Origin of the sequence: Micromonospora sp. NPDC006431 (assembly GCF_042870725.1) — a bacterium.
In the GTDB taxonomy this organism is placed as follows: domain Bacteria; phylum Actinomycetota; class Actinomycetes; order Mycobacteriales; family Micromonosporaceae; genus Micromonospora.
On sequence record NZ_JBIAHQ010000047.1, the window covers coordinates 1 to 23,782 of the forward strand.

The window sequence follows — 23,782 nt, forward strand, 5'->3', positions numbered from 1 at the left end:
TTAGCGGGGGGGGGGCGCCCCTGCCCCGGGGGGCCCTTCGGGTTTTCCGCCCCCCCCCGGGGCTTTGGGGCAACCCCCCCCCCCCCCCCCGGCGCCCCCGCCCCCCCCCCCGCGGGGGGGGCCCCCCCGGGACGAAGGCGTTCAAAGCCAGCCCCGGTCCCGCGCGTGCCAGCCAAGCAACACCCGGGAATCGGCGCCGGCCAGATCCATCAGCCGGCGGACCCTGCGCTGCATGGTTCGCAGGCCGATCCCCAGTCGGGCAGCGACCGCAGCATCGGTGTACCCGGCCAGCAACAGCATCAGGACCTCCCGGTCCGCCGGGTCGGCGAGATCCTTCGGCGATGCCAAGTTCGGATCGACCCTACGGCCGAGGGCCTCCCGCAGTTGCATGGCCGACCGCCACAGGCTCTCGAAGCTGAACACCAGACAGTCCAGCAGCCCCCCGGCGCGCACCACCGCGACCTCCGAGTGCGCGTGCCCACCCTCGTCGAGCTGCACGATCGCAATCGAATCGTCGACGATCAGCAGCTTCGCCGGTAACGACTGCACCATGCGGATCTCCTGTCCCCGATCCAGGGAGGCGAACAGGTCCTTCTCCGCGGCGGGCTCATCCAGCACGGTCCGCTCGATGATGATCCGCTCCCGCAGACCACGGCCGGCGACCTCGCGTTCGGTGTCAGTTTCGGAGATCCCGAAAACCGCGAATGGTGGTTTCGCGAACATCCGCATCTGCTCCTTGGCGGACAGCAACAGGCCATTGAGCCAGCTGCCGATCTCGCTGCGACCCCGAACGATCTCGATGCCGTTCGACAGCTGCACCTCGCGCGCCCTCCGGTACTCCTCCGCGAGCTCGTCGAGTGCCGTTCGGGCGGCCCTGACCTGCTGCTCGCGCTGCGCGACCATCCCCTCGAGCGCCAGCGACGGCGGCACCGCCGAGATTTTTCCGCCGTCGGCCATGTCAACCAGGCCCACCTGCCGCAACGCACCGATCGCCGTTTCGATGTCCTCGACCGAGATCCCCAGCAGGCCGGCGAGATCCGGCCCGAGCGCCGGCCCGCCGGAGACCAACGCCCGATAGACCCGCTCGGCCGTCGCGTCGACATCGACCCCGATGAGTGAGCTTAGCGGGGAGGGGCGACTGGGGTCGGCCATGGCGCGAACTATACGTCCGTTACCGAACCGCTGCGTCTCCCAGGACCATTCGCTGTGTTCCCATCCCGCGGCGTCGAGCACAAACCGGAGGATCGCGGAGTCACCGGGCCGATATCGGCGCCTGCGGCGTCGGGCCGTGCCGAGGCTTCCCAACCTCCCTCGCCCGTTCGCCGGGCCAGCCCACGGTCGCAGCGAGCTGAGCGCGCTACGCGGCGCCAGCCTCGCCGCCTCCCGGCGCGGCGACCCGTACGCCGGCACGACCCATCTGGTCCTCGAGCTGCTGGCCGATCCCTCCGGCCCGGCAGCTCGGCTGCTGCGTCTGATCGACGTCGACCCGGAGAAGGTACGTGCCGACGCCCAGCGTCGCCTGCCCGCGATCGCCTGACCGGCGTCACAACCGCGAGCATGCCGTCCACTGCGCACGGCAGGGACCAGCTCAAGAGTGGGCCGGGCGATGAGGTACCGCGCCAGCAGCGAGCCCGGTACTAGGATCTCGCCTGGCCGTCGGTACCGCGGCGACCGACACGGGGAGGTGTCATGCGGCGTCGTCAGCTACTGGCGTCCGGGATAACCGCGGCGATCGGGCTCAGTGCCGGCGAGCTGCTGTCCGCGGGGCCGGCCGCCGCCCAGACGGCCCCGGTGAAGAGTGTCGGCGTGCAGCTGCCGGTGAACGACCTGCGGGCCATCGAGCTTGACGAGGCGCGCGGGCGCCTCTACATCGCCCAGGGAGTCGGTGCCGGCCTGCCGCTGGTGGTGACCGACCTCGACGGCCGGCTGCTGAACCGGGTCACGGCCGTCGCCGACATCTCCGACCTCGTCCTCAGCGACGACGGGCGCATCCTGTACGCGGCCCAGGGCTTCAACCGGATCATCGCGTTGGACGCCGCCACGCTCACCATGACCGCCAGCTACCCGGCACCCACCGGCGCCGGCGTGTACACCGTCGAACCGACCGGCGGCAAGATCGTCGGCGGGTTCATCAATGCCGGCATCGGCTCCGGCGGCCTGCTGGTCTGGTCCGCGCCCGGCACCCCGCCGGTGGTCTACACCGGCGGCCCCAACTACCACCCGATCATCGACGCCAGCCCCGGCGCGCCCGGGCTCCTCGTCGCCGGCGACACCGACTATTCGCCGGTCACCACGTACCTCATCGACGTGTCCGGCGCCAGCCCGACGATCGTCGCCCGGCGGGACAACACCGGCAGCAACCTCATCGACTACGCCGTGAGCCCGGACGGCACCGAGGTGGTGGAGACGGTCGGCCACCCGTACGAGCACCACTCGTACCGGCTGCCGGACCTCGCCGACGCCGCCGTGTATCCCAGCGGGGTCTATCCGCAGGACGCCGCCTGGTCCGGGGACGGATCCACCGTCGCCATCGGCCGCTCCCCGACCGCCACCGGTGACGCCGATGTCTACCTCTACGGCAAGGGCAGCACGGTCCCGACGTACGCCGTCGACTTCCGCAGCGGGGACAGCCTCTGGGAGGGCACGCTGCTGGTCAACCAGGCCGGCACCCGAGCCTGGGCAGTCACCTCAACCGACCCCTACCAGGAAACTCAGCTGCTGCACTCCTTCGGGCCGGCGCACCCACCGACACCACCGGTCACCGACCTGGACGTCACCGCCCAGGTCGGGACCGGCAAGGAAAAGCAGACCGCGCAGCTCACCGTGACCTGGAGCTCGCCGATCGGCGACGACCAGTACTGGTGGATCACCGCGTCGACCAACGGCGGGGCCGAGCGGGAGTTCTGGCGCGGCAAGCTGGACGCCAGCGGCAAGTACACCCTCACCTACGCGCTGCCCCGCGGTACCACCACCTTCACCGTCCGGTACCACGACTACTACCAGTTCTACCCGGACGGCTACGCAACCGCGACGCTGCAGCGATGAACAATCCGACCCAGCGGCGCCGTCCGCTCGTCCGGTGCGGCGTACCGCTGCTGCTGCTGCTCACCACCGGTATTGCCGGCTGCGCCCGACCCGGTGCTGCCGGCACCGTCTGGGCCACCCCGGCACCCACCGTCGCGGTGACGGCGCCCACCGGGGCGCCGACGACGAGTGCGGCCGTGGCGACCCCCATGCCGAGCAACCTGGCCACGAGTGCCTCCCCGACACCCAAACCGCGCAGCCCGGCGACAGCCCGGGCGGCTCGGCCGCCGCCCCGCCGCCGGCCCCGGCCGCCAAGGCCACCCCGGCCCCGGAATTCCCCCGCGGCTACACCCTGCTGTCGCAGACCTGCACCCTCTAGGCCGGCCAGCAGGTGTACGTCTCGCGCAGCGGCAAGACGAAGGGAAACTTCCGCTTCTGCAGCCAACGGCTGCGCAAGAACGACAGCGGCGGCTACTACCTCAACCCGTACGTCTTCGTCGAGCCCTTCTTCCTCGACGGAGGCCGATGGCTCCCGGACTCGCGTGAGCCCCTCAGCGTCTCTGATTAGCTTAGTGATCCTGAGTCGGATGGGGTTTCCGGGATCGTTTCCCACCGTGGTGGGGTCGCGTGGGCGTGCAGGTGGAATCCTGCGCCCAGTGCGGCTCCTCGTGGCCGGTGGCCGGTGGTGGTGGGTGTGCTGATCGTGTTCACGCCCTGGTGTCGGTGGGCTGCGCGGGGCAGCTTCCGGTCCGTTGGTGCGTGTCCCTCCGGACGCTTGCCCGCCCGGCCGTGAGGTCGGGTGGGGGAGGGTGCCCTGCGTCGCCTGGGCGCGGGGCGTGAGGTGCGGTGCCGGGTGGGGCCGGTCTTGGACCGGTCCCTCCGGCTGCCTGTGGTGGTGGTGCTGGGGGTGATGACGGCGCTGGCCTCGAGGGTGTCCACGACCGTGCGGATCGCCATCTGCCCGCTGGTCTTGTCGATGGCGGTCTTGGCCTGATGGGTGAGGCCGCGGGCGGCGATACGCCGCCATGCTCCGTGGTCGCGGTCGCCCTGCCAACGGCAGGACTGGTCGGGGCAGATGGCCCACTTCCATCCGGCCACGGTCGGCTTGTCGGGGGCTTTACGGTGCTGTAGCGGGGTCAGGCACTGCGGGCAGTGCTTGGAGGTGTTGCGGGCGGGGACGGTGACCACGGCGATACCGTGCTCGGCGGCAAGGTGCCGCATCCGGTCGCTGATCTTTCCGCGGACCTGCTGGGACAGACGCGTGTTCAGGCTGTGCCCCATGCCCTTGGCTTCCAACGAGCGCAGGTCTTCCAGATAGATCACCGTCGCCCGGGCGGCGATCGCCTGGTCGACCGTCCAGCGGGCGGCAGCCCACGCGAGCGCATCGTTCAAGTTCGCGCGGCGGGCGGACACGTGGCGGATCTCGCCGGCCAGCACCTCGTGTTTCGCGCTCACATGCTCGTCGGGGCGGCCGCCGAGCAGCCGCGCGTACTGGTCGGCCTTCGCATGCAGCCGCTCACTGTGGCGGCGCAGGCGGTGCTGCTTGGCTAGGACCCCGGGGGCCCGGAATTGTCCACCGGCCCCCAACGCCGTGATCCGGCCATCCTTTCCCAGTCGCAGGGCTCCGGCGCTGAGGAGGGTGTTGAGGCCCCAGTCCACACCGACCGCCACCGTGTGCCCGGTCCGCGCGGCTTTCGGCACCGGGTGCGTGTATGCCAGGTCGGCACGCACCGTCCCGTCGGTGACGCGGAGGGTGGGCAGGTGCAGCACCGCCGCGGCAGGAACCGTAGGCGGCAACGTGATCCGGCACGCCACCCACGTCCAGTCCCGATACGTCTGCGGATCCGGACGGGTGGGCAGTTGCAGCCGCAGCAGCGCCCTGCCCGGGTCGGTATCGCTGCGCTCGATGATGGCCTGCTGCCGATCACACGCGGCCAGCAACAACATCCGCCCGATCCTCGGGACGCCTTCGAGTTCGAACACGTCCACCGGCAGACGACCATTGGCCTTGGCGAACGCGGCGGCCTGCCGGGTGCGGCCCTTGATAACGCTGGACGGCAGATGCTCCCCGCCGGGGATCGAGGCCCGAACCTGATCCCACTCCGCGGGCGTGCGCTGACGCGGATCGGCCGGCCACGACGACAGGACCCCGGCGGCCACCTCGGCACGCCACTTCACCGAACGCAGAACACGCCCCGCCTGCTCCAGGACCATCCGCACGATCCGGTCATTGACCCTCACACCATCCGGCGTGGTCGCGGTCCAGCCCAGCCGCCGCAGCGCCATCCACGCATTCGACGGCAACCGCCGCCCACCCGCATCCACCCCGGAAGCCAACACCTGCACATCCACGCTGTTCCAATGCGCGCCGATCAACGCGGCCACCATGCCCGCCACCAGATCAGCACACCAACCAACCCGCTGCGCCAGCACCGCCCGAGACAGCACCTCACCGGTCTCCTCGTCCACACCCGCGCGCAGCACAGCACGGGCACACGCGGTCCGGGCCGCCTCACCCTCGGCCAGCCGCAGCTTCCCGCTCACCGACCCAACGCCTCAACACCGATCCACAAAAACCGGCCCTCACCGCCAACCCACGCCACCGGCATCCACCCCGAGCCAACCCAAACACAAAGCATCACAGGGTAAACACCACACTCCGCGGCCTGTGAAAGCCGAAGACATTCCATACAGACCAATCTATGATCACTGACGATAAATAATCAAATCGGTCAGCCTGACCATCACCTGCCGGGTCAGCCACGCCGGCGAACAGGACTACTCCCTCACCGCCACCTCACCGAGCGGGAACGGGCCCGGGCACACCGCGTCCTGCGGCCGGATGGTGCCGCACGCGGTCACCCCGACAACGGGCAGCGACGCCTACACGATCCGATTCACCGGATACACCTCCGGCGGACACTACGGCGTGCTCGCCTTCGACACCGAGGTGCACTTCCCGGGCGCCGGCAAGCCGACCCCGGTGCAGCGGGTGACCGTACCCGGCTGACGCGGAGGTACCGCTACCGCGAGCTGCGAGGTGCTGGGATCAACCGGGGGTCAGGTCTGGGCTGCCAGACCGGCGCGGTTGTGCACGACGGCGGCCGTACGGGCGTAGGGTCGGTGCCGTGGTAAGAGCGGGGCGTCGATACCGCTATGTCGGCCCGGCGGACGTGCGGGCGTCGGTCGCCGACGCGCCCGAGGGCTGGCCCGTCCGATCACCGGCCGATCTCGACGCCTATCTGGCGGCAGCAGATCCGCGCGACCGTGACGAGCCGTTCACGTACGTCATCGACACTGGCGGTACGTTGCGTCTCGCACCGAGGCGCAGCGAGCACGTCGCCTGCGCCGGCGGTGGGGAGGTTCTCGGCGCGGGGGAGATCGCCTTCGCCCACGAGCGGGACGGCTGGGTCGTGGCCGAGGTGAGCAACCAGTCCACCGGCTACTGCCCCAATCCCACCTCATGGGCGGCAGTGGCGGACGCCCTCGATCGGGCGGGTATCGGCCGTCCGGAAGTCTTCACCGTCGCTGTCGTCTTCCGGAGCTGCCTCGACTGCGGCGAACACAACCTCGTCCGCGACGACGACTACATCTGCGTGCTGTGTGGTGCTGAGCTGCCGGAGGATGTACAACCTCGGCTGACTGCCCAGCCGTCAACCGACCAGCGTTCGCGTTGACGACCGAGCCGGCGCACGCGGCGACTGCCGCAACCTGCAGTGCGCCGGCTGCCATCCCTTCTGAGAATGATTTCCAGCAAGAGGATCCCCGGCCCAAAAGAGGCAAAGACCGCATCCGTGGCAGTCGTCGTCGGTCCTATTTCGCGCGTGGTTGAACTTGATCCCCGGGATTGTTCACCCGATGCTCGAATTCCCGGCGTGGCATGTCGTGAAGGAACCGGTCGAAGGGTGAAAGAGGGCGATGAAGCTGTTGCGGAAGTGAAGTCAGGCGATCCTGGCCGTTGTGGCGGCGTCCGCCATGCTGGTGGGCAATGCGCAGTCGGCATCCCCAATGGGAGGCTTCAGCCCCACCTCGCCGATCACCGCGACCCCGATCAACCAGAACACCCAGCAGATCGCGCCAGGCGTGGTGCAGAGCGACTACAGCCGGATCGCGGTCCTTCCCCGTGCCGCGGATCGAGCGACATGAGGAAGGACCGCGTCTAAGGTTATTTCGTCCACGCCTCGATACGTGCTTGAGCGGCACCCTTCAGGTCATGCCTAGCCGTCGCCGTGACGTGGCTGTCCATGTCGGGATTGTCAAGATGTTGCAGGAAGTTCCGCAGTTGCTTGGCCGCTTGGTCTTTCGAGCCCTTGGCCAGATGATGGCTCGCACTGTTCAGGGTGTTTGACAGTTGGGGCACCAGCGGACCACGGACCTCCGCTGCTGACACATAGAAGTCCAGCATCTGGTGGATGGCGGCTGTGCCGTTGCCATCGTCAGTTCGAGTAATCTCGATCGAACGATACACGGACTCCATGATGGACGGCCCTACCGGCCCGAGCACCCTGATTTGTCCACGGTCCCCGATGATGCCATCGAACTTGTACTGGTACCTTCCCTCCGGCGATTTATCTCCGACGAGGGTGGCGCTAAGGGTTCTAATGACCTCACCGTCAGGGGCGTACAGGTGGATCTTGGCGTCTGGGTCGGCTACATCCGTATATGCCGTTCCTGACAACCTGCCGTCGACGTACGTCAGGTCAGTGAATCCCGAGATCTCGCTCTGATCCTTCGTGTGCTTCAACGAGGCTTTCACGGCATCGAGGAACCCGCTGACCTGCTCGTAAGGGGGTGCCGGAAGATCGCGCGGGTATCCCGGCTCATCCCGGGCCCACAGCAGCTCCAGGGGAATGTAGCCGCGGTAGTCGCTGTATCGGACGTCCGTGAACAGCTTGTTCAGGTCCATGGTGGTATCCGTCTCAGCTCCCCCCGGCCGCTTCTTCACCTGGAAGTTGTTTGAGTACGAAAGGACCTCGGCAATGTCGGCGTACCAGTCATAATTTAGGCCGGTTGTGTAGCGGAACGGCCGGAAATAGCCGGTGTCATTCACGATGCCAATGTTGTCGTGGTCGACCCACTTCAGGAGTTGAATGGTCTGGCCTGCCGTCGCGGTCATATCCCCATGGTTCTGGAGACCGATCTGGACCCCCTTAGCAGCGCCGTACTCCGCCAGCTGTCGCAGTGCTGGGACGACGCGCTCTCGAGTGACGGTCTCCCACCCGAGCCGGTTGATGTCTGTCGGCACCGGTCCAGAGAAAACGCGGATGACCGGAGCGCCCATCTCGGCCGCGACGTCGATCCAGTACTTGCCCCGTTCGACATCGAGCGCGCGCCTGTCAGCGCTAGGGTTGGCGAAGTCGTTCTGGTAACCAGTGCCGCTGATCTCGATGCCCAACTCCTTGGTCAGGTCCCGGATCTGTCGGGCGAATGCCTTGATCTCACCGTCCGGCAACGTTGGCATCGTGGTGTTGCTGTACCCAGGAATGTAGTAGGCCGTGACGTCGACCGCATCGAATCCTGCCTCGGCCGCCCACCGAATCGCCGTCAGCGTGTCGAGCTGCGGTGTGTCTTGTCGGTTGTTCAACCACGCGTTGATGTTGACATTGAAGCTGTAGAGGTTGAGGCTGACCTTGTAGTCGCCTCTGAAGTATTCATGATCGCGGTACCTGACGCTATCGGATCCGCCAATCCGACCGCAATACTGGGCGCAGAGTTCCGGAGTGTTGGGCGGAGCGGGATCGTCAGGATTGCCGGTGCCGTCATCACCGATCACCCTGATCCTGAACTGCTGGAAGAAGATGTGGTTCCGATAGACCTCGAGCGCCGATTCCACCGGGACGTAGATGGTCAAGCCGGTCACATAAAGGAACCAGTTCCCCTGACCCAGAAGTACGGGCGGTTCCTCGCCAAGTGTCAGCGACGACATCGACACAGCGTTGTAGAAGGCCCGGTTGTCGATCGACCTCAACTGTGGCAGGTACGCGCTCTTTAGCGCCGCATCGTTGTTGAACGCGAGCCCGTTCAGTGTTGTCACACTCGGCATCTCGACGGTGACGAGCGTTGCAACATCGTAGAACGCCCTCGATCCGATCACGGTGGTGTTGTCCAGCCTCACATGCCTGAGCGAGGTGTTGCCGCTGAACGCGCTCGTCGGCACTTGGGAGCCAACGAAGTCCGCCGTCCCGCCGAGCGTGAGATCGGTGAGCCCCGTGAGACTTTGGTTGATGAATCGGCTGTCGGTGCTGTTCAGCGTGCCGGCGTTGATTACCAGGCCATGAACATCGGCGTAGGCGACGCCAGCCGCGTCGATCGCGGCCTGCAACCCTCCGCCAGCGTCCGAGACGCTCAGCGTCAACGTGCCGGTTTCGGCGAGCGGCTCGGCTTGAGCGGCGGCCGGAACAGTCAGGGACAGCAAGCCTGCGGCGGCCAAGTAGGTGAGAACTTTCCTGAGGCGTTTCATCGCGTCCTACCTCCGTGGTAAGCGCTTTCCGGTGCCGGGGCCGGCCCAAGGTATCCCAGAACCTCATGGCCGTCTAGATGACCGCCGACCTGGTCTGCCTGGGCGTGAGCAGGCCTGGTGCGCCAGATGTCCCCACCGGTCAACCCACCGGCACTCCCGAGGAAGTCATTGACTGCGCCTGGGCACCGCCACCCGGCCAGGCGGCGAGATCCACCTGGACAGCCCCGACTACGAGGTGCATCCACATCACGGGGGCCTGCAGAGCCTCCGCAAGCCCGTCACTGCGCTGTCGTCGGAAACCGGTCGCCCGCCGGAGGCCGCGAACGACGGCAGCCGCTCGAACTCGCCGTACTGGGGTGGACCGCTGACCTTCGGTCCCACCTGGTGGCGCGTCGGCCTCGGTGCCACGTGCGACGTGTCCCGCGTCAACGTGCGCAACTACGTCGACGACACGCGGTACTACACCTACCGCCTCGAGGGCAGCGTCGACGGCGTTCACTGGTTCATCCTCGGCGGCCGCAGCGGGCCGCGCCCGGCCGACGCCGGCGACACCATGCAAACCGAGGCACAGGCGAGCTGCATCCGGGTCGTCGTCCTGCGGCGAACAGCACGTTCCACCTCACCGAAGTGAGCGTCTACGGCGCCCAGGGCGGGCCGGCCTGACGCGCGGGCGGCAGGCCGGGCGCACGGGAAATGGCAGCCGGCCAAGGCGGCGCGGAGGTTCGGCTCCTGACCGTGGCCATTCATGGGAGGCCTCGAATCACGCCGGCTGTCCGCAGTGCACCGATGGCCAAGATCCAGACCAGGAGCGTGTCACCCGATGTTCGTGGGCCGGAGATGCGCGCCGATCCGGAGAAGCGGGCGAGGTTCGAGGCGTTGGCCGACAGCCCATGGCCTGACCAGGTAATGGCGCCCAATCGCGCGTACCTGACGGCTGCGGTAGGCGAGCCGTCCGCCACCGAACGCGATTACTGGGCGCTGTTCTGCCTACGGCGGCGGCAGCCACCTGAGCACCTGTCCACGTGCTGAAATGACTTTCCCGCGCAGTAACTGCTTCTGGAGGTTTCTCGCCCGCGATCAGGTGGGAACGAACGGACTGCGAGCGACCGGACGCCTGATCAACACTCCACCGAAGTGGCGTCAAGAGTTGTGGAGAGCAGCGATCCGACCGACGAGATGTTTCGCACCGAGTACTTCGGGCCGATCCTCGCCGTGCACGTCTTCGACGACGGGAACTTCGAGGACGCTGTCGGCCAGTTGGAGTCCTTCGCGCCGTACGGCCTGACCGGAGCGGTCGTCGCCCGTGACCGTAGGGCGATCGCGTGGGCGAGCCAGCGGCTGCGGTTCGCTGCGGGGAACTTCTACGTCAACGACAAGCCGACCGGTGCGGTCGTCGGGCAGCAGCCGTTTCGGTGGGTCCCGCGCCTCCGGCACCAACGACAAAGGCGGGCGCCGCGTCCAACCTGACCCGCTGGGTTTCGCCCCGGTCGATCAAGGAAACCTTCGACCCGCCCCGCGATCACCGCTACCCCCACATGCGGCCTCGCTGATCCTGGGCCCGCCACGAGCGCCCGCGACCAGCCAAAATTCGACCCTCGGCCCTCTGTACGGGCCTGCTCCCCGGGTGTAGCCTCACTCACACTTCACTAACATTTCACTGACATACTCATAGCTTCCGATTGAGCCAATGACCATCGACACGGAGGTGTCAGATGAACAGGTCCCTCCGATCCCTCGGCCTCGCCGCAACCATCACCGGGATGCTCGCCCTCGCCGCATGTGGCACGGACAACTCGTCCGCCAACGCGGGGGCATCCCCGTTCGGCGACTGCGAGGTGACGAAGAACCCCACCGTTCACGCGATGAAGACCATGACCGAGGGAACTCTCACCGTCGCCGCCTCCCTGCCCTACCCGGCGGGCTACCGGGGCAACACCCTCGAGTCGGTGGACGGGGGCTACATGTACTGCCTCGACGCCGAGATCGCCAACCGCGCCGGACTGCGCAAGATCAAGCTCGTGAACGCCTCCTTCGAGGCCCTCGTCACCGCCAAGACCTCGAACTTCGACTTCGCGGTCTGGGACATCTACGACACCCCTGAGCGACGTAAGGCGGTTGACTTCTCCACGCCCTACAACACCTACCGCACCGGCGTCCTCGTCAAGACCGGCTCGGACCTGACCAAGGAGAGCATCAAGAACGCCACCGTCGGCGTGCTGGCCGGTTCTGTCCAGCTCAAGTACGTCAAGGAGACCCTGAAGCCCAAGGAGGTGCGGGTCTTCTCCTCAAACGACGACCTCTTCAACGCGGTCCTGGCCGGGCAGATCGACGCCGCACTCAACGACACCGCCACCGTCATGCCCCGGGCGGCCAGCTCCGGCGGGAAGCTCGAAGTCATCGGACAGTACCCGGCCGGCGGCGACGTGGCGGCGCTGTTCCCCAAGGGCTCGCAGAACGTCACCGTGGTCAACGACATCCTCGCCGACATGGAGAAGGACGGCACCCTCGCCGCCATCATGGACAAGTGGCTGAACCCGATCCTCGGCGGCGACCCTAACAAGCTGGCCGACTGGAGTGCCTGACCATGAAGGTGCAGGCACCCGAAGGACGTGAGTCCCCGCCGACACCGTCCGACACCAGCTTCACGCCGGCCCGGCCACTGCCAACGACCGCCTACCTCACCGCGGCAGCCATCCTCGCCCTACTGGCCTCGACGCTCTGCTACCAGCTCACCGCCACCCTCGTCACCGGATCCGCCACCCGGCTCCTACTCGGCGCCGTGCTTCCGATCGCCGCGCTCGGCTGGCCCCTGTCGCTGGCCTACCGACGTAGCCGCCAGTCCCAGCAGGACTGGACCGCCCGCCGGTACGTCGAGGCCCGCACGGGGGCAGCCAGCTCCCGCAATGCCGCCATCACCTCGCTCGGACTCAGCGGCTGCGTGGCCATCGTGGCCGTACTCGCCCTGATGGTCTTCACCAACGACGGGGCGGTGCAGAAGACCTTCTTCAACGGCGAGTACATGACGCGGAGCTTCTACGACATCCTGCGCGCACTCTGGATCAACGTGCAGATCGCGCTCGGCGCCCAGGTCCTCGCCATGGTCTTCGGGCTCGTGCTCGCCATCGGCAGGCAGCTCCCCGGCCGGGGCTTCCGCCCGGTCAGGGCCCTGTCCATCGCCTACATCGACGTGTTCCGCGGCATTCCGTCCGTCGTCCTGATCTACCTCGTCTGCTACGGGCTCCCGCTCACCGAGGTGCCGTTCCTCAGCGGCGGCTCCCTGATCGTCTACGCGATCGTGGCGCTGGCCATGACGTACAGCGCCTACAACGCGGAGCTGTACCGAGCCGGGATCGAGTCGATCAACCCGGGCCAGAGCTCAGCCGCCCTGTCCATGGGGCTCACTCAGACAGACGTCATGCGATTCGTCATCCTGCCGCAGATGGCCCGCAACATCGCCGCACCGATGCTCAGCACCTTCATCGGCCTGCAGAAGGACACCGCGCTGGTGATCGTCGTCGGCATCATCGACGCGTTCAGCCAGGCCAAGATCTACTCGGCGAACGACTTCAACCTCTCCGCGGTGACCGCCGTCTGCATCGTCTTCGTCCTCATCACCATCCCGCAGACCCGGTTCGTCGACTACCTGCTCGCCCGCAGCGGCGCCAGGAAGACAGGGGTGTGAGCCATGTCGAGAGCGTTCATCGAGTTCGACACGGTGACCAAGCGGTACGGCGACCTCACCGTGCTGGACAAGGTCGCCCTCACCGTCGACCGACACGAGGTGGTGACCCTGATCGGCGCCTCCGGCTCCGGAAAGTCGACACTGCTGCGCTGCGTCAACGGGCTGGAGAACATCCAGGGCGGGCAGATCCTCCTCAACGGCGACGTCGTATCCGGCGAGGGCGTGGACCTCGTCGCCCTTCGCCGTCGCGTCGGTATCGTCTTCCAGAGCTACAACCTGTTCCCGCACATGACCGTGCTGCGCAACTGCACCCTCACCCCGGTCCGCGCCGGCGTGGCGACCAGGGCCGAGGCCGAAAGCAACGCCCGGGTCATGCTCGAACGCGTCGGCCTCAAGGACAAGGCCGACGCCTACCCCGACCAACTCTCCGGCGGGCAGCAGCAACGCGTCGCCATCGCCCGGGCGATGCTCATGCGTCCGCAGGCCCTGCTGCTGGACGAGATCACCTCGGCCCTCGATCCCGAGCTCGTGATCGAGGTCCTGAACCTGGTCCGGGAACTCGCCTCCGACGGCATCACCATGATGATGACGACCCACGAGATGCCCTTCGCCCGCGAGATCTCCTCGAAGGTCTGCTTCCTGCACCAGGGCACGATCCTCGAGCAGGGCCCGCCCGAGCAGATCTTCGACTCACCCGCCGCTCCCGAGCTCCGGTCGTTCCTCCGGAAGATCCACGAAGCCGGCCGGGACTAGCGCCACCCCTTTCTGAGAACGGATCAAGGACATCACCTGATGAGCAAGACGTACGACACCAAGCAGTTCTTCACCTACCTCGGATACCCGAGCGGCGACCAGCCCTACTGGTGCAAGGATCTGCGTAGCCTCTCCGTCTACTGCCGGGGCGACCGGGCGAACCTCGAGGCCCTTCTCGAGCCCACTCCGTTCGAACTCGCCGACGACCGATTCGTCGTGCAGATCGCGGACTTCGGCAACGCCACCCCGGGGGCCTTCTACGACTCGGGTGTCGTCATCCCGGTCCGTTACCGCAACCACCGCGGGGTGAACTACTTCTTCGAGTACGAGGACCAGCCCTGGAGCGTCGCTTTCGGTCGGGAGGTCTGGGGCTACCCCAAGCAGTACGCCGACATCACCCTGACCGACACCGCCGAATCCGTCTCCGGCACCGTCCACCGCTCCGGCAAGCTGATCTTCGGCATCACGATGACTCCCCAGGAGGGGTACGACAATGCGGCCTGGGCAGACATGTCCACGTACCCGCACCTTCAGGTCCACGCCCTGCCCGAGGCCAACGGACCAGGCTTCCGAGTCTTCGAGATCATCTCCCGGGACACATCCAGCGACTTCGTCCTGAACCGGAAGAGCTTCGGCCCCGCGAACGCCGAACTCACCGACACGCTCTCGGTCAACGGCGTCGAACTGAAGGTGGTGGAGGTTCTCGGCGGCGAATTCTCCGTCGGGGACTACGCCTGCACCGTGGCGAACGGGATCTCGACGGTGATCGACGACCTCCTCGGCAATCCGCCCGGTGTCGAGGAAGCCGAGCGGCCGTAGCCGTCCGGTAGCTTGCCAGAAAACGGGGCCGCTACGCACACGCGGCGGAGAATGTGGGGGAGGAGCAGCATGTTGTCGGAGTATGCCGGAAAGGGCGCGCTCGTCGGCGTCGACCAGACGGGTAACGCCCTGCTGAGCGAATCGGCCTACGCCCGACTGTGCTCCCGACTCGTCCGCGCCGAGATCATGCCCGGAGACAAACTCGTCGAGAGTGCACTGCGGGCGGATCTCGGCCTCGGCCTTTCCCCGGTACGGGAGGCGATCCGGCGGCTGGAGTTCGAAAAGCTGGTCGTCATCTACCCGCGCAGCGGCACCTACGCCACCGAGATCGCCCTCAAGGACTCCCGCTCGGTCATGGAACTGAGACTGGAACTGGAATCCCTCGCCACGACGCTGGCCTGCAGCCGCGGCTCGAAAGCCGAGAAGGAACAACTCGTCGCGCTCGCCGAGGAACAGGCGCAGACCACCGACCTGCAGCGCTGCATCGACCTGGATGCCGCGTTCCACGAGAGCATCTACCGGATGAGCCGCAACGAATACCTTGTCGCGACCGCCCGGGTGTACTTCAACCTGGCTCTGCGGCAGTGGTACTTCTGCTCGAAGGTGGTCACCACCCCCGACTGGACCGGGGTGGACCATCGCTCCATGGCGGCAGCCGTGGCCGCCGAGGACGTCGCCACCGCGACCGAGCAGATGCGTGAGCACGTGCGCCACGACTCCCAGCAGGTCTTCGAAATCCTCACCAACTACGGCCTGTAGCCGCCTCGCCAGCCGTTCACGGGCCGCCAGAAAGGACCTTGTCAGTGACATCGGCCCCCCTGAGCTCTCTATTCACCCTGGACGGCGCACGAGCTCTGGTCACCGGCGCCCACGGCGGTCTCGGCCGCGCGCAGGCCCTTGCGCTCGGGCAGGCCGGCGCCGAGATCATCGCGACGGACCTGACCACCGACCGCGCGGAACAGGCGTGCGCCTACCTCGAACATCAGGGCCTCCAGGCGACTCCGCTGTCGCTGGACGTCACCTCGGTCGACAGCATCGAGGCCGCGTTCGACGACCTTGAGCGGCGGCGCATTGTCCCGGATGTGGTCGTGAACAATGCCGGCGTATCGCTGCGCAACACCGCGCTGGACGCGACCACGGATCAGTTCGATCTGACCCTGGCGGTGAACCTCCGCGGCACGTACTTTGTGGCCCAGCGTGCCGCGCGGGCCATGCGTCCACGCGGCGGGGGCCGGATCATCAACCTCTCTTCCATCGGAGGTCTCGTCGTCGACGGTGAGAAGTCTTCGGTGTACGACGCGTCGAAGGCGGCCGTTGTGCAGTTGACGAAGAACCTCGCCTACGAGTGGGGCAGGTACGGGATCCGCGTGAACTCCATCGCACCGGGCTACATGCGAACCGAGATGACCGCCGATCTCCTGCCCACGAAGGCTGTCGAGGATGAACTGGTGACCAGGCACATACCCCTCGGACGGGTCGGCGAACCGGCGGACCTCGCGGGCGCCGTGGTTTTCCTCGCCTCGGAGGCCTCCGCGTATGTCACGGGCCACACGCTCACTGTGGACGGTGGTTGGGTCGCCGCCATGTAGATGGCCGCCTCGGCCGAACCCGCCTCACCCCTCATCCGGGTCGTGGTCAATGCCGCAATCACGGACGCCGCCGCCGACCTGCCCACCGCGCTGCGCGACTCCCTCGGCCACGTCACCGCCCTCGACTTCGGCGAGACCACCCCCAGCGAGGAGGACGCCCAGCACCTCCGCCGCCGAGTCCGGTGCGACGGTCGGCTCGATGGCGGCCGGCGTTGCCGACTACGCGACAGGCACCCCGGATCGTGCGGGACTGCGGGGGAGGGCTGACACCGGTAGCGTCCGAGGATGCTCGACGCCGAAGATCTTCTGGCCGACTTCACGCCTCCTCAGCCGTACACGATGGAATCCGCAGCTGGCGCTCCCGGCGCGCCCGGCGTGCACGTGGTCCTCGACGGCGGCACGGTCGTCTACGTCGGCTACACCGGGAACCTGCGCAACCGCCTGCGGCAGCACCTGACCGGCAACCGCGACTCGTCGGTGCTGCACGAGCAGGTTGGCCAACTCCTCGACAAGCCCGGCCACGAGGCGTCCGCCGCGGACATCGCCGACTGGCTTGGCCGGTGCGAGGTCCGTTGGCAGGAGACCGACAACCCGGAGGGTACGAAGGAAGCCCTGGTCCTGGCCCTCAGGCCCCGCTTCAACCGTCAGGTGCCAAAGCCGCGCCGGTAGGAAGGCGGCGGCTCCTGTCGGCGCCGGCCCTGATCCGGCGTTCTGGTGACAGTTGACGAGGCGGCAGTCCTAACGGCCGGTGCGAGTCAGGCCGTTGGCGGCGGACACCTGTCGGGAAGCGTCACCTGCCCTGGCCGGTGCCTGAACGTGTTCATCGTGAACCACTCATCCAGCGCTGGATCGTAGAGGTTTTGAATGCCGAACTGCAGCACCTGCCACCAGCGGCTCGGATCCCTCTGGTCGACGTAGACATCACCGAGCGCGAGCGGGATCCGGGGAACTGCTCCCGGCTGGGTAAAGCCCGCAACCACACCAACCCGCCAATGATCGACGTGCCGATCGTCGTCCCCTTGCAGAATCTCCGGTCCCATGAAGCGCGCCGTCTTCAGCGTGTCGTTGAGTATCTGGCGGTTGAAGAACCCCACCTGGTGGCAGGGCTGCGGCGGGGTCGGCGGAATGCCCGGCCACTTGTAGGTGAGCGTGTAGAGCGTGTTGTGGTAGATCAGGTTTGTGAACCAGATCGGATACTCCGGGCCCCCGGCGATCATCTGACTGTCGCCGTCGCTTCCCTGCCAGGTGAACGGAACATCGATGCCGAGATCGCGAACGATGTACCGGCCCGTTCCCTGAAAGTCTGCCGGGAGTAGCGGGGGACGTGGCTCTTCCGGCGCAGCGGGTGTGGTGCCGCCAGCCAGGGCCGTGCCGGGATCCGATGGGGCCATGGCCATGGCCGGTGCGGCCGCGGCGATGGCGATCAAGCCGCCGACAGCCGCCGAGACCACCAGCATCCGAAGTGCTCGGGTCGATGCCATGTCCCCTCCTGTCTGTTAGACGGCTCGATCACGCTCCGGCAGTGCGGGCGCTTCGGCGATCGTAAGGTCGGCGATTCTGGGCGATGGTCGAATCGGAAAATGAGTCACCTTTCGGGTCGGACGGGACGGCGGTCGTCAGGTTCGATCCTGTCCGTGACCGCTCGTCGACGTCGGCCGCTGCCGTCGTCAAGGACGACCACGACGCGACGCTGGGCGACCGAGGACGAGTGTCCCGGACAGTGGGAGACCGGGTGAAGAGATCATGAACAGCGCATGGAATGAGACCGATGCGATCCGGCCATCTATCGGCGACGATGGGGCCCATCGGCGCAGGTCAATCAGGGTGGTGTCAGCCGGGGCTGCCAGTCGGGGACATCAATTCCTCTGTAGACGGTCATCGTCACGCCGTGCAACCGTGCAAGTCACCTACGTGCCGGCATCGCTTCGGCGCGTCCCCGCTACCCGATGGAGTGAACGTGATCCGAAGTTCGCTGAAGGCAGGCTCGCACGCGGCGACCACCGACCGACGTACGCCGTCTGGCCGCGCCATCGCCGCGGCCGGGGCGGCTGGACTGTTGGTCGCTGCTCTGCTCGTTCCGGCTGCCGCCCAGGCGGCTCCCACCGCAGCGGCTGACCTGCCGGACGCGGCGGCCGCCCTCAGCAACAAGGGCCAGAAGGCGCAGGCGCTGGTCGGCTCGCTGGGGAAGGCCCGCACCGGCGGCGTCTACCTCAATGACAGCGGGCAGCTGGTCGTGGCCGTGACCGACCAGGCGGCCGCGCAGAGCGTCCGAGCGGCGGGCGGCGAGGCGGAACTGGTCACCTACAGCACCGCCACGCTGGAGTCGGTCCACACCGCACTCGACAAGCTCGCCGGCATCCCCGGCACCTCGTGGGGTGTGGACCCGTCCACCAACCAGGTCTCGGTGGAGCTGGACAGCACGGTCAACCCCGCCAACACCGCCAGACTGAAGGGCGCCACGGACAAGTTCGGCGGCGCGGTCCGGGTCGAGCGGATCTCCGGAAAGATCACCAAGGACGAGATCTACATGTCCGGCGGAGACTCGATCCGCAACACCTACAGCAGCCTGTACTGCTCGATCGGTTTCAACGTGGCAACCTCCAGCGGGAACCGGCACTTCCTCACCGCCGGACACTGCGCCGAGGGCACCCAGAACTGGTACGACACGGCGAGCGGCCTCTACCTCGGCAACCGGGTCGCCGTCAGCTGGCCGGGCAACGACTGGGCCGACATCGACTACACGCCCGACTACGTCACCGCGTACGGCAACGTCGACAACGGTGCCCAGGACATCGCCAGCTCCCGCTACCCGTACGACGGCGAGTCGGTGTCTCGCGTCGGTGCCACCAGCAAGGACCTGGTCGGCCAGGTGCTGCTGACCAGCACGACCGTGACCTACTCGTCCGGAGAGACCCTCTACGGCATGATCAAGACGAGCCTCTGCGGCAAGGGCGGGGACAGCGGCGGCCCGGTCTATCACGGCAGCGTCGCACTCGGCATCCACTCCGGCAGCAACACCGGCGACGACCCGTGCAACACCAACGTCAGTGACAAGCGGGCCTACCACCAGCCGGTCCAAGAGGTCCTCAACGCTCGCGGTCTGCACGTCTACTGACCCCGTTGGGGTTCCGGGACACGACCGCTCTGTGGAACCGGCTGTCGGGCATCCCTGCCCCGGCAGCCGGTTCCTCTCAATCCGCCGCCGATGAGCGTCGTCCTTCCAGCACAACTCGCCGAAGCCCCGCCGCCGTCGATTTGGAGACGATCATCGCCACCACCACGGTGGAACTGCTCACGGCGACCGGTGCCAGCCCGGCAGAGCAGCTGTGGCAAATAGCCGGCCGCAGGGCCGGTCGCCACCGGCTGAGTCGCCCGCGACCCGACGGGTCGCGGGCAACTCTGTCTCTGAGGCGGCGGCATCGTGGCATACGAGGTCGCGCTCTGGTGCCCGTTCGGCCACCCGCTGCGGCTACGCGTCGCGGCCGGAAGAGTCAGCGGCCAGCCACCACGGGTTGACGATCAAGCCAGGGGCTGGCAGCTCGTGGCGTCTAGTCCAGCCAGATGACGATGCCGGTCAGGCGGTTGAGTACGGCCGCGACGCCGGCCCGGACGGCGCGGTCGGCGCGCTCGGGGGTGAAGGTGGTGGGGTCGTACGTTGAGGACATGCCGAGTCCTTCGCCGCGGAACGACGCACCCGTCCAGTCGGCGGCGGTGACGTTCGCGGTGGGTTCGGCCAGTTCGGCGCCGACCACGAGGAACTGTTGGTCGAGGTGGTGGGGTGTGACGAGGGCCATCGGGTCGACAAGGTCGTTGCCGGCGCTGATGATGAGGTCGGGTGCCAGGTCGAGTGCTTTGCTGATCTGCGGAATGAACTGATCGGGCTCAGTGGCCTTGATGGTTTTGAGGCTGGCCTGCTCGTCCTCGGCCCACTGCGTCACGGCGTTCACCAGCGTCCTGGTCTGGGGGTCTTCCCCTGCGGTGAGCAGCACCACCCGGTAGCCCTTCGACGGACGGACCCCGTCCCAGGAGCCGGGCCGTGGCGTGATCGTCGCCTCCGGGGCGGGCGGTGCGGCCGGGTCGAAGAACCCCGGGCCGAGAGTGCCGACGGCGGTGGGCTTCGGGTGCGGCCGGGACCAGTCGTCGCCGGAGCTGCATCCGGTGATCAGTACGGCGGTCGCTACTGCCGCGGCCAGCGTGCCGGCGGGCAGAGGGCGGGAGCGCATGGAGACCGTCCTCGAGGTGGCGGTAGGTGCGCCTACTTCCTACCCCATGGTCCGCCGTTTGCGAATGCGCAGGCCAGCCCGGTCGGGCGGGTTTCGTCGCTGGTTTGCGCGCAGGCTGCCGTTCGTTCATCTGAGCCGAGCAGATTTCGGTCGCCAACCGAAGAGGAGTCACATGCCCCACGCCGCTCGATGGCGCGCTGGTGTCGTCGTTGCAGCCCTAGCCGTCAGCGTCCTGCTCAGTGCCGCGCCCGCCCTTGCCCACGGCTTCAGCTCGACCGCGTACGTCGACCTCACCTCGCCCGAGACCGGGCACGTCCGCGCCGAACTCGGGCTGGAGTACGACCTGCTCGTCGTCTCCGCTGCCGACTACGAGAAGGATGATCAGCTCTTCCGGGCGGGCACCGCGGCGTTCGAGGACGGAGATGCGGCGGAGCAGGCCGCCGCGCTCGACGCCCACGCCGACACGGTGGTCGCGTACGTGACCGAGCGTTTCGGCGTCACGACCGAGGGCACGGCGTGCACCCCGGTCCGCGACGGCGACTTCACCGTCGAGAAACGCGAGGCTGTCCCGTACGCGCTGCTGGTTCTGGACTACCGGTGCCCGGAGTCAGCGGGAGCGCACGAGGTCCGCAGCGGGCTGTTCCCGGACTCCGAGAGCTATGTGCGCGACACCAAGACGATCGTCACCTACGACCTCGACCTGAAGTCGGGAAGCACCGCCCTCGACGCCGAGCATCGGTCGTTCTCCACGCAACAGTCCTGGACCGAGCGGTTCTGGGAGTTCTTCCGGCTCGGAGCCGAGCACCTGCTCACCGGGCTCGACCACATCCTGTTCCTGCTGGCGCTCATCGTGGGGTCCCGCCGCCTGCGTGAGATCGTGCTGGCGGCGACGACCTTCACGCTGGCCCACTCGGTGACCTTCATCCTCGCCGCCCTCGGCCTCGTTCAGCTGCCCGCGTCGTTCGTCGAGCCCGCCATCGCCCTCTCGATCGCGGCCGTCGCCGGTTGGCATCTGTGGCGGATCTGGCGACGCCGGTCGCACGCCGCAGATCTCGAGACGACCGGTCACAGCCACCTCAGTCTGGACCGTGCGGGCTGGGCCCGGCTCGCGGTGGTGTTCTGCTTCGGCCTCGTGCACGGACTCGGCTTCGCCGCGGCACTCGGGATCGACCAGGCCTTCTCGTGGACGCTGCTGTGGTCGCTGCTCGTCTTCAACGTGGGCATCGAGGTCGTCCAGCTGACGATCATCGTGGTCGTCTTCCCGCTGCTCGCCCTGCTGCGCCGCCACAGCCCGGCCGCAGGGGTGTGGACGACCGGGGCCGTCGCGGCGGGAGTGTCCGTAATGGGCCTGGTGTGGTTCTTGCAGCGAGTCGTCGGAATCTGATTGCCCAGGACAACTTCCGGCAGGCGCCACAGTCCGCCTGCCCCGGGTTCACCTGCTGGACACCGGTTTCCGCGACGTTGACCAAGGTTTTTCCATTATCCCTCGTATCAGAACGGATGGAATCTGATGAGGCTCGATTGGACACAGGGCCGCAGGGTTGCGCGCCGCCGGGTGGCCGGGGGCGCCAGCGCAGCGGTCCTCGGCGTCGCCACGGTGTTCGGCGCCGGCCTGGCGACGGCGGCCCACGCTGCCGATGTCGCGGCGCCCACCGGCATCGTCCTCGGCGTAGGCGCCAGCGAATCGCAGCGCGTTGTGTCGTGGTACTCCTCGACCGGCACCCCGCAGACGGTCGAGGTCGCGCCGGCTTCCCAGCTCGTCAACGGCGAGTTCCCCGCGAACGCCGTCACCTTCTCGGCCAGCGTCGCCGCCAACAGCGTCAACGGCGGCTACAACGGCCACGCCACGATCGACAGCCTGCAGGAGAACACCACGTACTCCTACCGCATCGGCGCGGCGGGCGGCTGGTCCCCGACGTACTCCTTCAAGACCCAGGCCTTCAAGGGCGACTTCGACTTCCTGTTCTTCGGCGACCCGCAGATCGGCTCGTCCGGCAACGTGGCAAAGGACGGTGAGGGGTGGCAGGACACCCTCAACGTCGCCCTCGCCGCCAACCCGAACGCCGAGCTGCTGGTCTCCGGTGGTGACCAGGTCGAGACCGCCAACACCGAGACGCAGTGGAACGCCTTCCTCGCGCCCGACAAGCTGCGCGAGTACCCGTGGGCCGCCACCATCGGCAACCACGATGTCGGCGGCAAGGCCTACGAGCAGCACTTCTGGACCCCGAACACCGACCGTTCCACGCCGTTCTACAACGGCAGCGCGACGACCCGGTCCGGCGGTGACTACTGGTACATCTACAAGGACGTCCTGTTCATCGACCTCAACAGCAACGCGTACGCCAACGGCTCGGACGAGGCGCACATCGGCTACGTCACCGACGTGGTCAAGGCGCACGGCGCCAACGCCAAGTACACCGTGCTCGTCTACCACCACGCGATCTACTCTCCGGCCGCCCACGCGAACGACAGCGACAACAAGAAGCGCCGCCAGGACTTCCCGACCGCCTTCTCGAAGCTCGGCGTCGACCTGGTCCTGCAGGGTCACGACCACAGCTACTCCCGCAGCTACGCGCTCAAGAACGGTGCCAAGTCGCACCCGGACGAGCAGCCCGGCTCTGAGCAGGTGGCCCAGGGCCCGGGGGGCGTCATCTACGTGACGGCGAACTCCGCGTCGGGTTCGAAGTACTACGACCTCACCGCCCCGGTTCAGGGCTCGGACTTCGGTCCCGACCCGCTGAACCCCGACAGCCACTGGGCCAACTCCGTCGAGAACCAGGAGCACGTCCGCACCTACGTCAAGGTCCAGGTGCGCGACAACAAGCTCGTCGTCGAGAACATCCGCAGCAGCACCTGCGACGGGCCCAACGCCGCCGTGGAACTGGGCAAGGTGAAGTGGTGCGGCCCGAACAACGGCACCAGCCCCGCTCAGCCGGTCGGATCCACCGTCGACAAGGTGGTCATCCACCCGTACCGCGGCAAGGGCTGGGACAAGCGGGCCGACGTGGCCCGGACGACCCCGTCCGCGTGGGTTGAGCAGACGACCGAGGGCGGCGCCGGGACCACGCTCACCGCGCTGAGCTGATCCGGTCCGCTCCACCCGGTGGGGGGGGGGGCCGGGGGGGGCCCCCCCCCCCCCCCCCTTTCCCCCCCCCCCCCCCCCCCGACCCCCCCCCCCCCCACACCCACCCCCCCCACACCCCCACCACCCCCCCCCCCCACCCCCCCCCCC

24 protein-coding genes and 1 pseudogene are annotated in these 23,782 nt (G+C 67.7%); 20 read left to right on the plus strand and 5 right to left on the minus strand.

Annotated features, from left to right (window positions below; all coding sequences use genetic code 11):
* Positions 1-141 precede the first annotated feature (141 nt).
* Complete coding sequence (locus ACFYM6_RS34930; protein ID WP_387281745.1) at positions 142-1,152, minus strand: hypothetical protein; 1,011 nt, start codon at positions 1,150-1,152, stop codon at positions 142-144.
* A 136-nt stretch (positions 1,153-1,288) separates the two neighbouring features.
* On the opposite strand from ACFYM6_RS34930, the gene ACFYM6_RS34935 reads away from it, so the two are divergent.
* From ACFYM6_RS34935 to ACFYM6_RS34950, 4 genes are all read left to right on the plus strand, one after another.
* A complete protein-coding gene (locus ACFYM6_RS34935) occupies positions 1,289-1,537 on the plus strand; it encodes a Clp protease N-terminal domain-containing protein (protein ID WP_387281746.1) in 249 nt (82 codons plus the stop codon).
* 152 nt (positions 1,538-1,689) lie between these two features.
* On the plus strand, positions 1,690-3,045 hold the full coding sequence (locus ACFYM6_RS34940) for a hypothetical protein (RefSeq protein ID WP_387281747.1): 1,356 nt from the start codon (positions 1,690-1,692) through the stop codon (positions 3,043-3,045).
* Positions 3,046-3,079: 34 nt separating this feature from the next.
* Complete coding sequence (locus ACFYM6_RS34945; protein ID WP_387281748.1) at positions 3,080-3,403, plus strand: hypothetical protein; 324 nt, start codon at positions 3,080-3,082, stop codon at positions 3,401-3,403.
* A 12-nt stretch (positions 3,404-3,415) separates the two neighbouring features.
* Positions 3,416-3,592, plus strand: coding sequence for a hypothetical protein (locus ACFYM6_RS34950; RefSeq protein ID WP_387281749.1), 177 nt, complete (start codon positions 3,416-3,418; stop codon positions 3,590-3,592).
* On the opposite strand, the gene ACFYM6_RS34955 is transcribed toward ACFYM6_RS34950, so the two are convergent.
* On the minus strand, positions 3,589-5,568 hold the full coding sequence (locus ACFYM6_RS34955) for a zinc ribbon domain-containing protein (RefSeq protein ID WP_387281750.1): 1,980 nt from the start codon (positions 5,566-5,568) through the stop codon (positions 3,589-3,591). The genes ACFYM6_RS34950 and ACFYM6_RS34955 overlap by 4 nt on opposite strands.
* Positions 5,569-5,866: 298 nt before the next feature.
* On the opposite strand from ACFYM6_RS34955, the gene ACFYM6_RS34960 reads away from it, so the two are divergent.
* The 3 genes from ACFYM6_RS34960 (at position 5,867) to ACFYM6_RS34970 (ending at position 7,170) form a co-directional block, all read left to right on the plus strand.
* The gene (locus ACFYM6_RS34960) at positions 5,867-6,034 is read left to right on the plus strand and encodes a hypothetical protein (RefSeq protein ID WP_387281751.1); all 168 of its coding nucleotides are present in this window, start codon (positions 5,867-5,869) and stop codon (positions 6,032-6,034) included.
* Between the two features lie 163 nt (positions 6,035-6,197).
* Positions 6,198-6,701: a hypothetical protein gene (locus ACFYM6_RS34965; RefSeq protein ID WP_387281752.1), complete on the plus strand. Its 504-nt coding sequence runs from the start codon at positions 6,198-6,200 to the stop codon at positions 6,699-6,701.
* Between the two features lie 283 nt (positions 6,702-6,984).
* Positions 6,985-7,170, plus strand: coding sequence for a hypothetical protein (locus ACFYM6_RS34970; RefSeq protein ID WP_387281753.1), 186 nt, complete (start codon positions 6,985-6,987; stop codon positions 7,168-7,170).
* Positions 7,171-7,189: 19 nt separating this feature from the next.
* Here ACFYM6_RS34970 and ACFYM6_RS34975 read toward each other — a convergent pair whose 3' ends face one another.
* Positions 7,190-9,484 carry a TIM barrel protein gene (locus ACFYM6_RS34975; RefSeq protein ID WP_387281754.1) on the minus strand — a complete coding sequence of 765 codons (2,295 nt, stop codon included), beginning with the start codon at positions 9,482-9,484 and terminating at the stop codon, positions 7,190-7,192.
* 235 nt (positions 9,485-9,719) lie between these two features.
* On the opposite strand from ACFYM6_RS34975, the gene ACFYM6_RS34980 reads away from it, so the two are divergent.
* The 10 genes and pseudogenes from ACFYM6_RS34980 (at position 9,720) to ACFYM6_RS35025 (ending at position 16,996) form a co-directional block, all read left to right on the plus strand.
* Positions 9,720-10,115: a discoidin domain-containing protein gene (locus ACFYM6_RS34980; RefSeq protein ID WP_387281755.1), complete on the plus strand. Its 396-nt coding sequence runs from the start codon at positions 9,720-9,722 to the stop codon at positions 10,113-10,115.
* Positions 10,116-10,618: 503 nt separating this feature from the next.
* Positions 10,619-11,034 (plus strand): annotated as a pseudogene (locus ACFYM6_RS34985) (aldehyde dehydrogenase family protein); the annotation flags it as partial.
* 162 nt (positions 11,035-11,196) lie between these two features.
* On the plus strand, positions 11,197-12,066 hold the full coding sequence (locus ACFYM6_RS34990; protein ID WP_387281756.1) for an ABC transporter substrate-binding protein: 870 nt from the start codon (positions 11,197-11,199) through the stop codon (positions 12,064-12,066).
* Between the two features lie 2 nt (positions 12,067-12,068).
* Entirely contained in the window at positions 12,069-13,166 is a 1,098-nt protein-coding gene (locus ACFYM6_RS34995) for an amino acid ABC transporter permease (RefSeq protein WP_387281757.1), read from the plus strand.
* A gap of 3 nt (positions 13,167-13,169) precedes the next feature.
* Positions 13,170-13,919: an amino acid ABC transporter ATP-binding protein gene (locus tag ACFYM6_RS35000; RefSeq protein ID WP_387281758.1), complete on the plus strand. Its 750-nt coding sequence runs from the start codon at positions 13,170-13,172 to the stop codon at positions 13,917-13,919.
* A gap of 39 nt (positions 13,920-13,958) precedes the next feature.
* The gene (locus ACFYM6_RS35005; RefSeq protein ID WP_387281759.1) at positions 13,959-14,738 is read left to right on the plus strand and encodes an acetoacetate decarboxylase family protein; all 780 of its coding nucleotides are present in this window, start codon (positions 13,959-13,961) and stop codon (positions 14,736-14,738) included.
* 69 nt (positions 14,739-14,807) lie between these two features.
* Positions 14,808-15,497, plus strand: coding sequence for a GntR family transcriptional regulator (locus ACFYM6_RS35010; protein WP_387281760.1), 690 nt, complete (start codon positions 14,808-14,810; stop codon positions 15,495-15,497).
* Positions 15,498-15,541: 44 nt separating this feature from the next.
* Positions 15,542-16,327: an SDR family NAD(P)-dependent oxidoreductase gene (locus tag ACFYM6_RS35015; protein WP_387281761.1), complete on the plus strand. Its 786-nt coding sequence runs from the start codon at positions 15,542-15,544 to the stop codon at positions 16,325-16,327.
* Between the two features lie 42 nt (positions 16,328-16,369).
* Positions 16,370-16,594, plus strand: coding sequence for a hypothetical protein (locus ACFYM6_RS35020; protein ID WP_387281762.1), 225 nt, complete (start codon positions 16,370-16,372; stop codon positions 16,592-16,594).
* Between the two features lie 18 nt (positions 16,595-16,612).
* Positions 16,613-16,996, plus strand: a complete 384-nt coding sequence (locus tag ACFYM6_RS35025) for a GIY-YIG nuclease family protein (protein ID WP_387281763.1) — start codon at positions 16,613-16,615, stop codon at positions 16,994-16,996.
* 86 nt (positions 16,997-17,082) lie between these two features.
* On the opposite strand, the gene ACFYM6_RS35030 is transcribed toward ACFYM6_RS35025, so the two are convergent.
* On the minus strand, positions 17,083-17,808 hold the full coding sequence (locus ACFYM6_RS35030) for a hypothetical protein (protein ID WP_387281765.1): 726 nt from the start codon (positions 17,806-17,808) through the stop codon (positions 17,083-17,085).
* Positions 17,809-18,284: 476 nt separating this feature from the next.
* On the opposite strand from ACFYM6_RS35030, the gene ACFYM6_RS35035 reads away from it, so the two are divergent.
* Positions 18,285-19,442: a S1 family peptidase gene (locus ACFYM6_RS35035; RefSeq protein WP_387281766.1), complete on the plus strand. Its 1,158-nt coding sequence runs from the start codon at positions 18,285-18,287 to the stop codon at positions 19,440-19,442.
* Positions 19,443-19,875: 433 nt separating this feature from the next.
* Here the strand turns inward: ACFYM6_RS35035 and ACFYM6_RS35040 are convergent, their stop codons facing one another.
* Positions 19,876-20,550, minus strand: coding sequence for a hypothetical protein (locus tag ACFYM6_RS35040; RefSeq protein ID WP_387281767.1), 675 nt, complete (start codon positions 20,548-20,550; stop codon positions 19,876-19,878).
* A gap of 172 nt (positions 20,551-20,722) precedes the next feature.
* On the opposite strand from ACFYM6_RS35040, the gene ACFYM6_RS35045 reads away from it, so the two are divergent.
* The gene (locus ACFYM6_RS35045) at positions 20,723-21,934 is read left to right on the plus strand and encodes a HupE/UreJ family protein (RefSeq protein ID WP_387281768.1); all 1,212 of its coding nucleotides are present in this window, start codon (positions 20,723-20,725) and stop codon (positions 21,932-21,934) included.
* A gap of 126 nt (positions 21,935-22,060) precedes the next feature.
* Positions 22,061-23,635: a fibronectin type III domain-containing protein gene (locus ACFYM6_RS35050; RefSeq protein ID WP_387281769.1), complete on the plus strand. Its 1,575-nt coding sequence runs from the start codon at positions 22,061-22,063 to the stop codon at positions 23,633-23,635.
* The last annotated feature ends 147 nt before the right edge of the window (positions 23,636-23,782 follow it).

Excerpts from the sequence above, each read along its gene's own strand:
- ACFYM6_RS35025 (WP_387281763.1), top strand. The coding sequence starts at position 16,613 with ATGCTCGACGCCGAAGATCTTCTGGCCGACTTCACGCCTCCTCAGCCG.
- ACFYM6_RS35040 (WP_387281767.1), bottom strand. The coding sequence starts at position 20,550 with ATGCGCTCCCGCCCTCTGCCCGCCGGCACGCTGGCCGCGGCAGTAGCG.
- ACFYM6_RS35010 (WP_387281760.1), top strand. The coding sequence starts at position 14,808 with ATGTTGTCGGAGTATGCCGGAAAGGGCGCGCTCGTCGGCGTCGACCAG.
- ACFYM6_RS34975 (WP_387281754.1), bottom strand. The coding sequence starts at position 9,484 with ATGAAACGCCTCAGGAAAGTTCTCACCTACTTGGCCGCCGCAGGCTTG.
- ACFYM6_RS35000 (WP_387281758.1), top strand. The coding sequence starts at position 13,170 with ATGTCGAGAGCGTTCATCGAGTTCGACACGGTGACCAAGCGGTACGGC.
- ACFYM6_RS34960 (WP_387281751.1), top strand. The coding sequence starts at position 5,867 with ATGGTGCCGCACGCGGTCACCCCGACAACGGGCAGCGACGCCTACACG.
- ACFYM6_RS34940 (WP_387281747.1), top strand. The coding sequence starts at position 1,690 with ATGCGGCGTCGTCAGCTACTGGCGTCCGGGATAACCGCGGCGATCGGG.
- ACFYM6_RS34990 (WP_387281756.1), top strand. The coding sequence starts at position 11,197 with ATGAACAGGTCCCTCCGATCCCTCGGCCTCGCCGCAACCATCACCGGG.
- ACFYM6_RS35050 (WP_387281769.1), top strand. The coding sequence starts at position 22,061 with ATGAGGCTCGATTGGACACAGGGCCGCAGGGTTGCGCGCCGCCGGGTG.
- ACFYM6_RS35030 (WP_387281765.1), bottom strand. The coding sequence starts at position 17,808 with ATGGCATCGACCCGAGCACTTCGGATGCTGGTGGTCTCGGCGGCTGTC.
- ACFYM6_RS34930 (WP_387281745.1), bottom strand. The coding sequence starts at position 1,152 with ATGGCCGACCCCAGTCGCCCCTCCCCGCTAAGCTCACTCATCGGGGTC.
- ACFYM6_RS34995 (WP_387281757.1), top strand. The coding sequence starts at position 12,069 with ATGAAGGTGCAGGCACCCGAAGGACGTGAGTCCCCGCCGACACCGTCC.
- ACFYM6_RS35005 (WP_387281759.1), top strand. The coding sequence starts at position 13,959 with ATGAGCAAGACGTACGACACCAAGCAGTTCTTCACCTACCTCGGATAC.
- ACFYM6_RS35045 (WP_387281768.1), top strand. The coding sequence starts at position 20,723 with ATGCCCCACGCCGCTCGATGGCGCGCTGGTGTCGTCGTTGCAGCCCTA.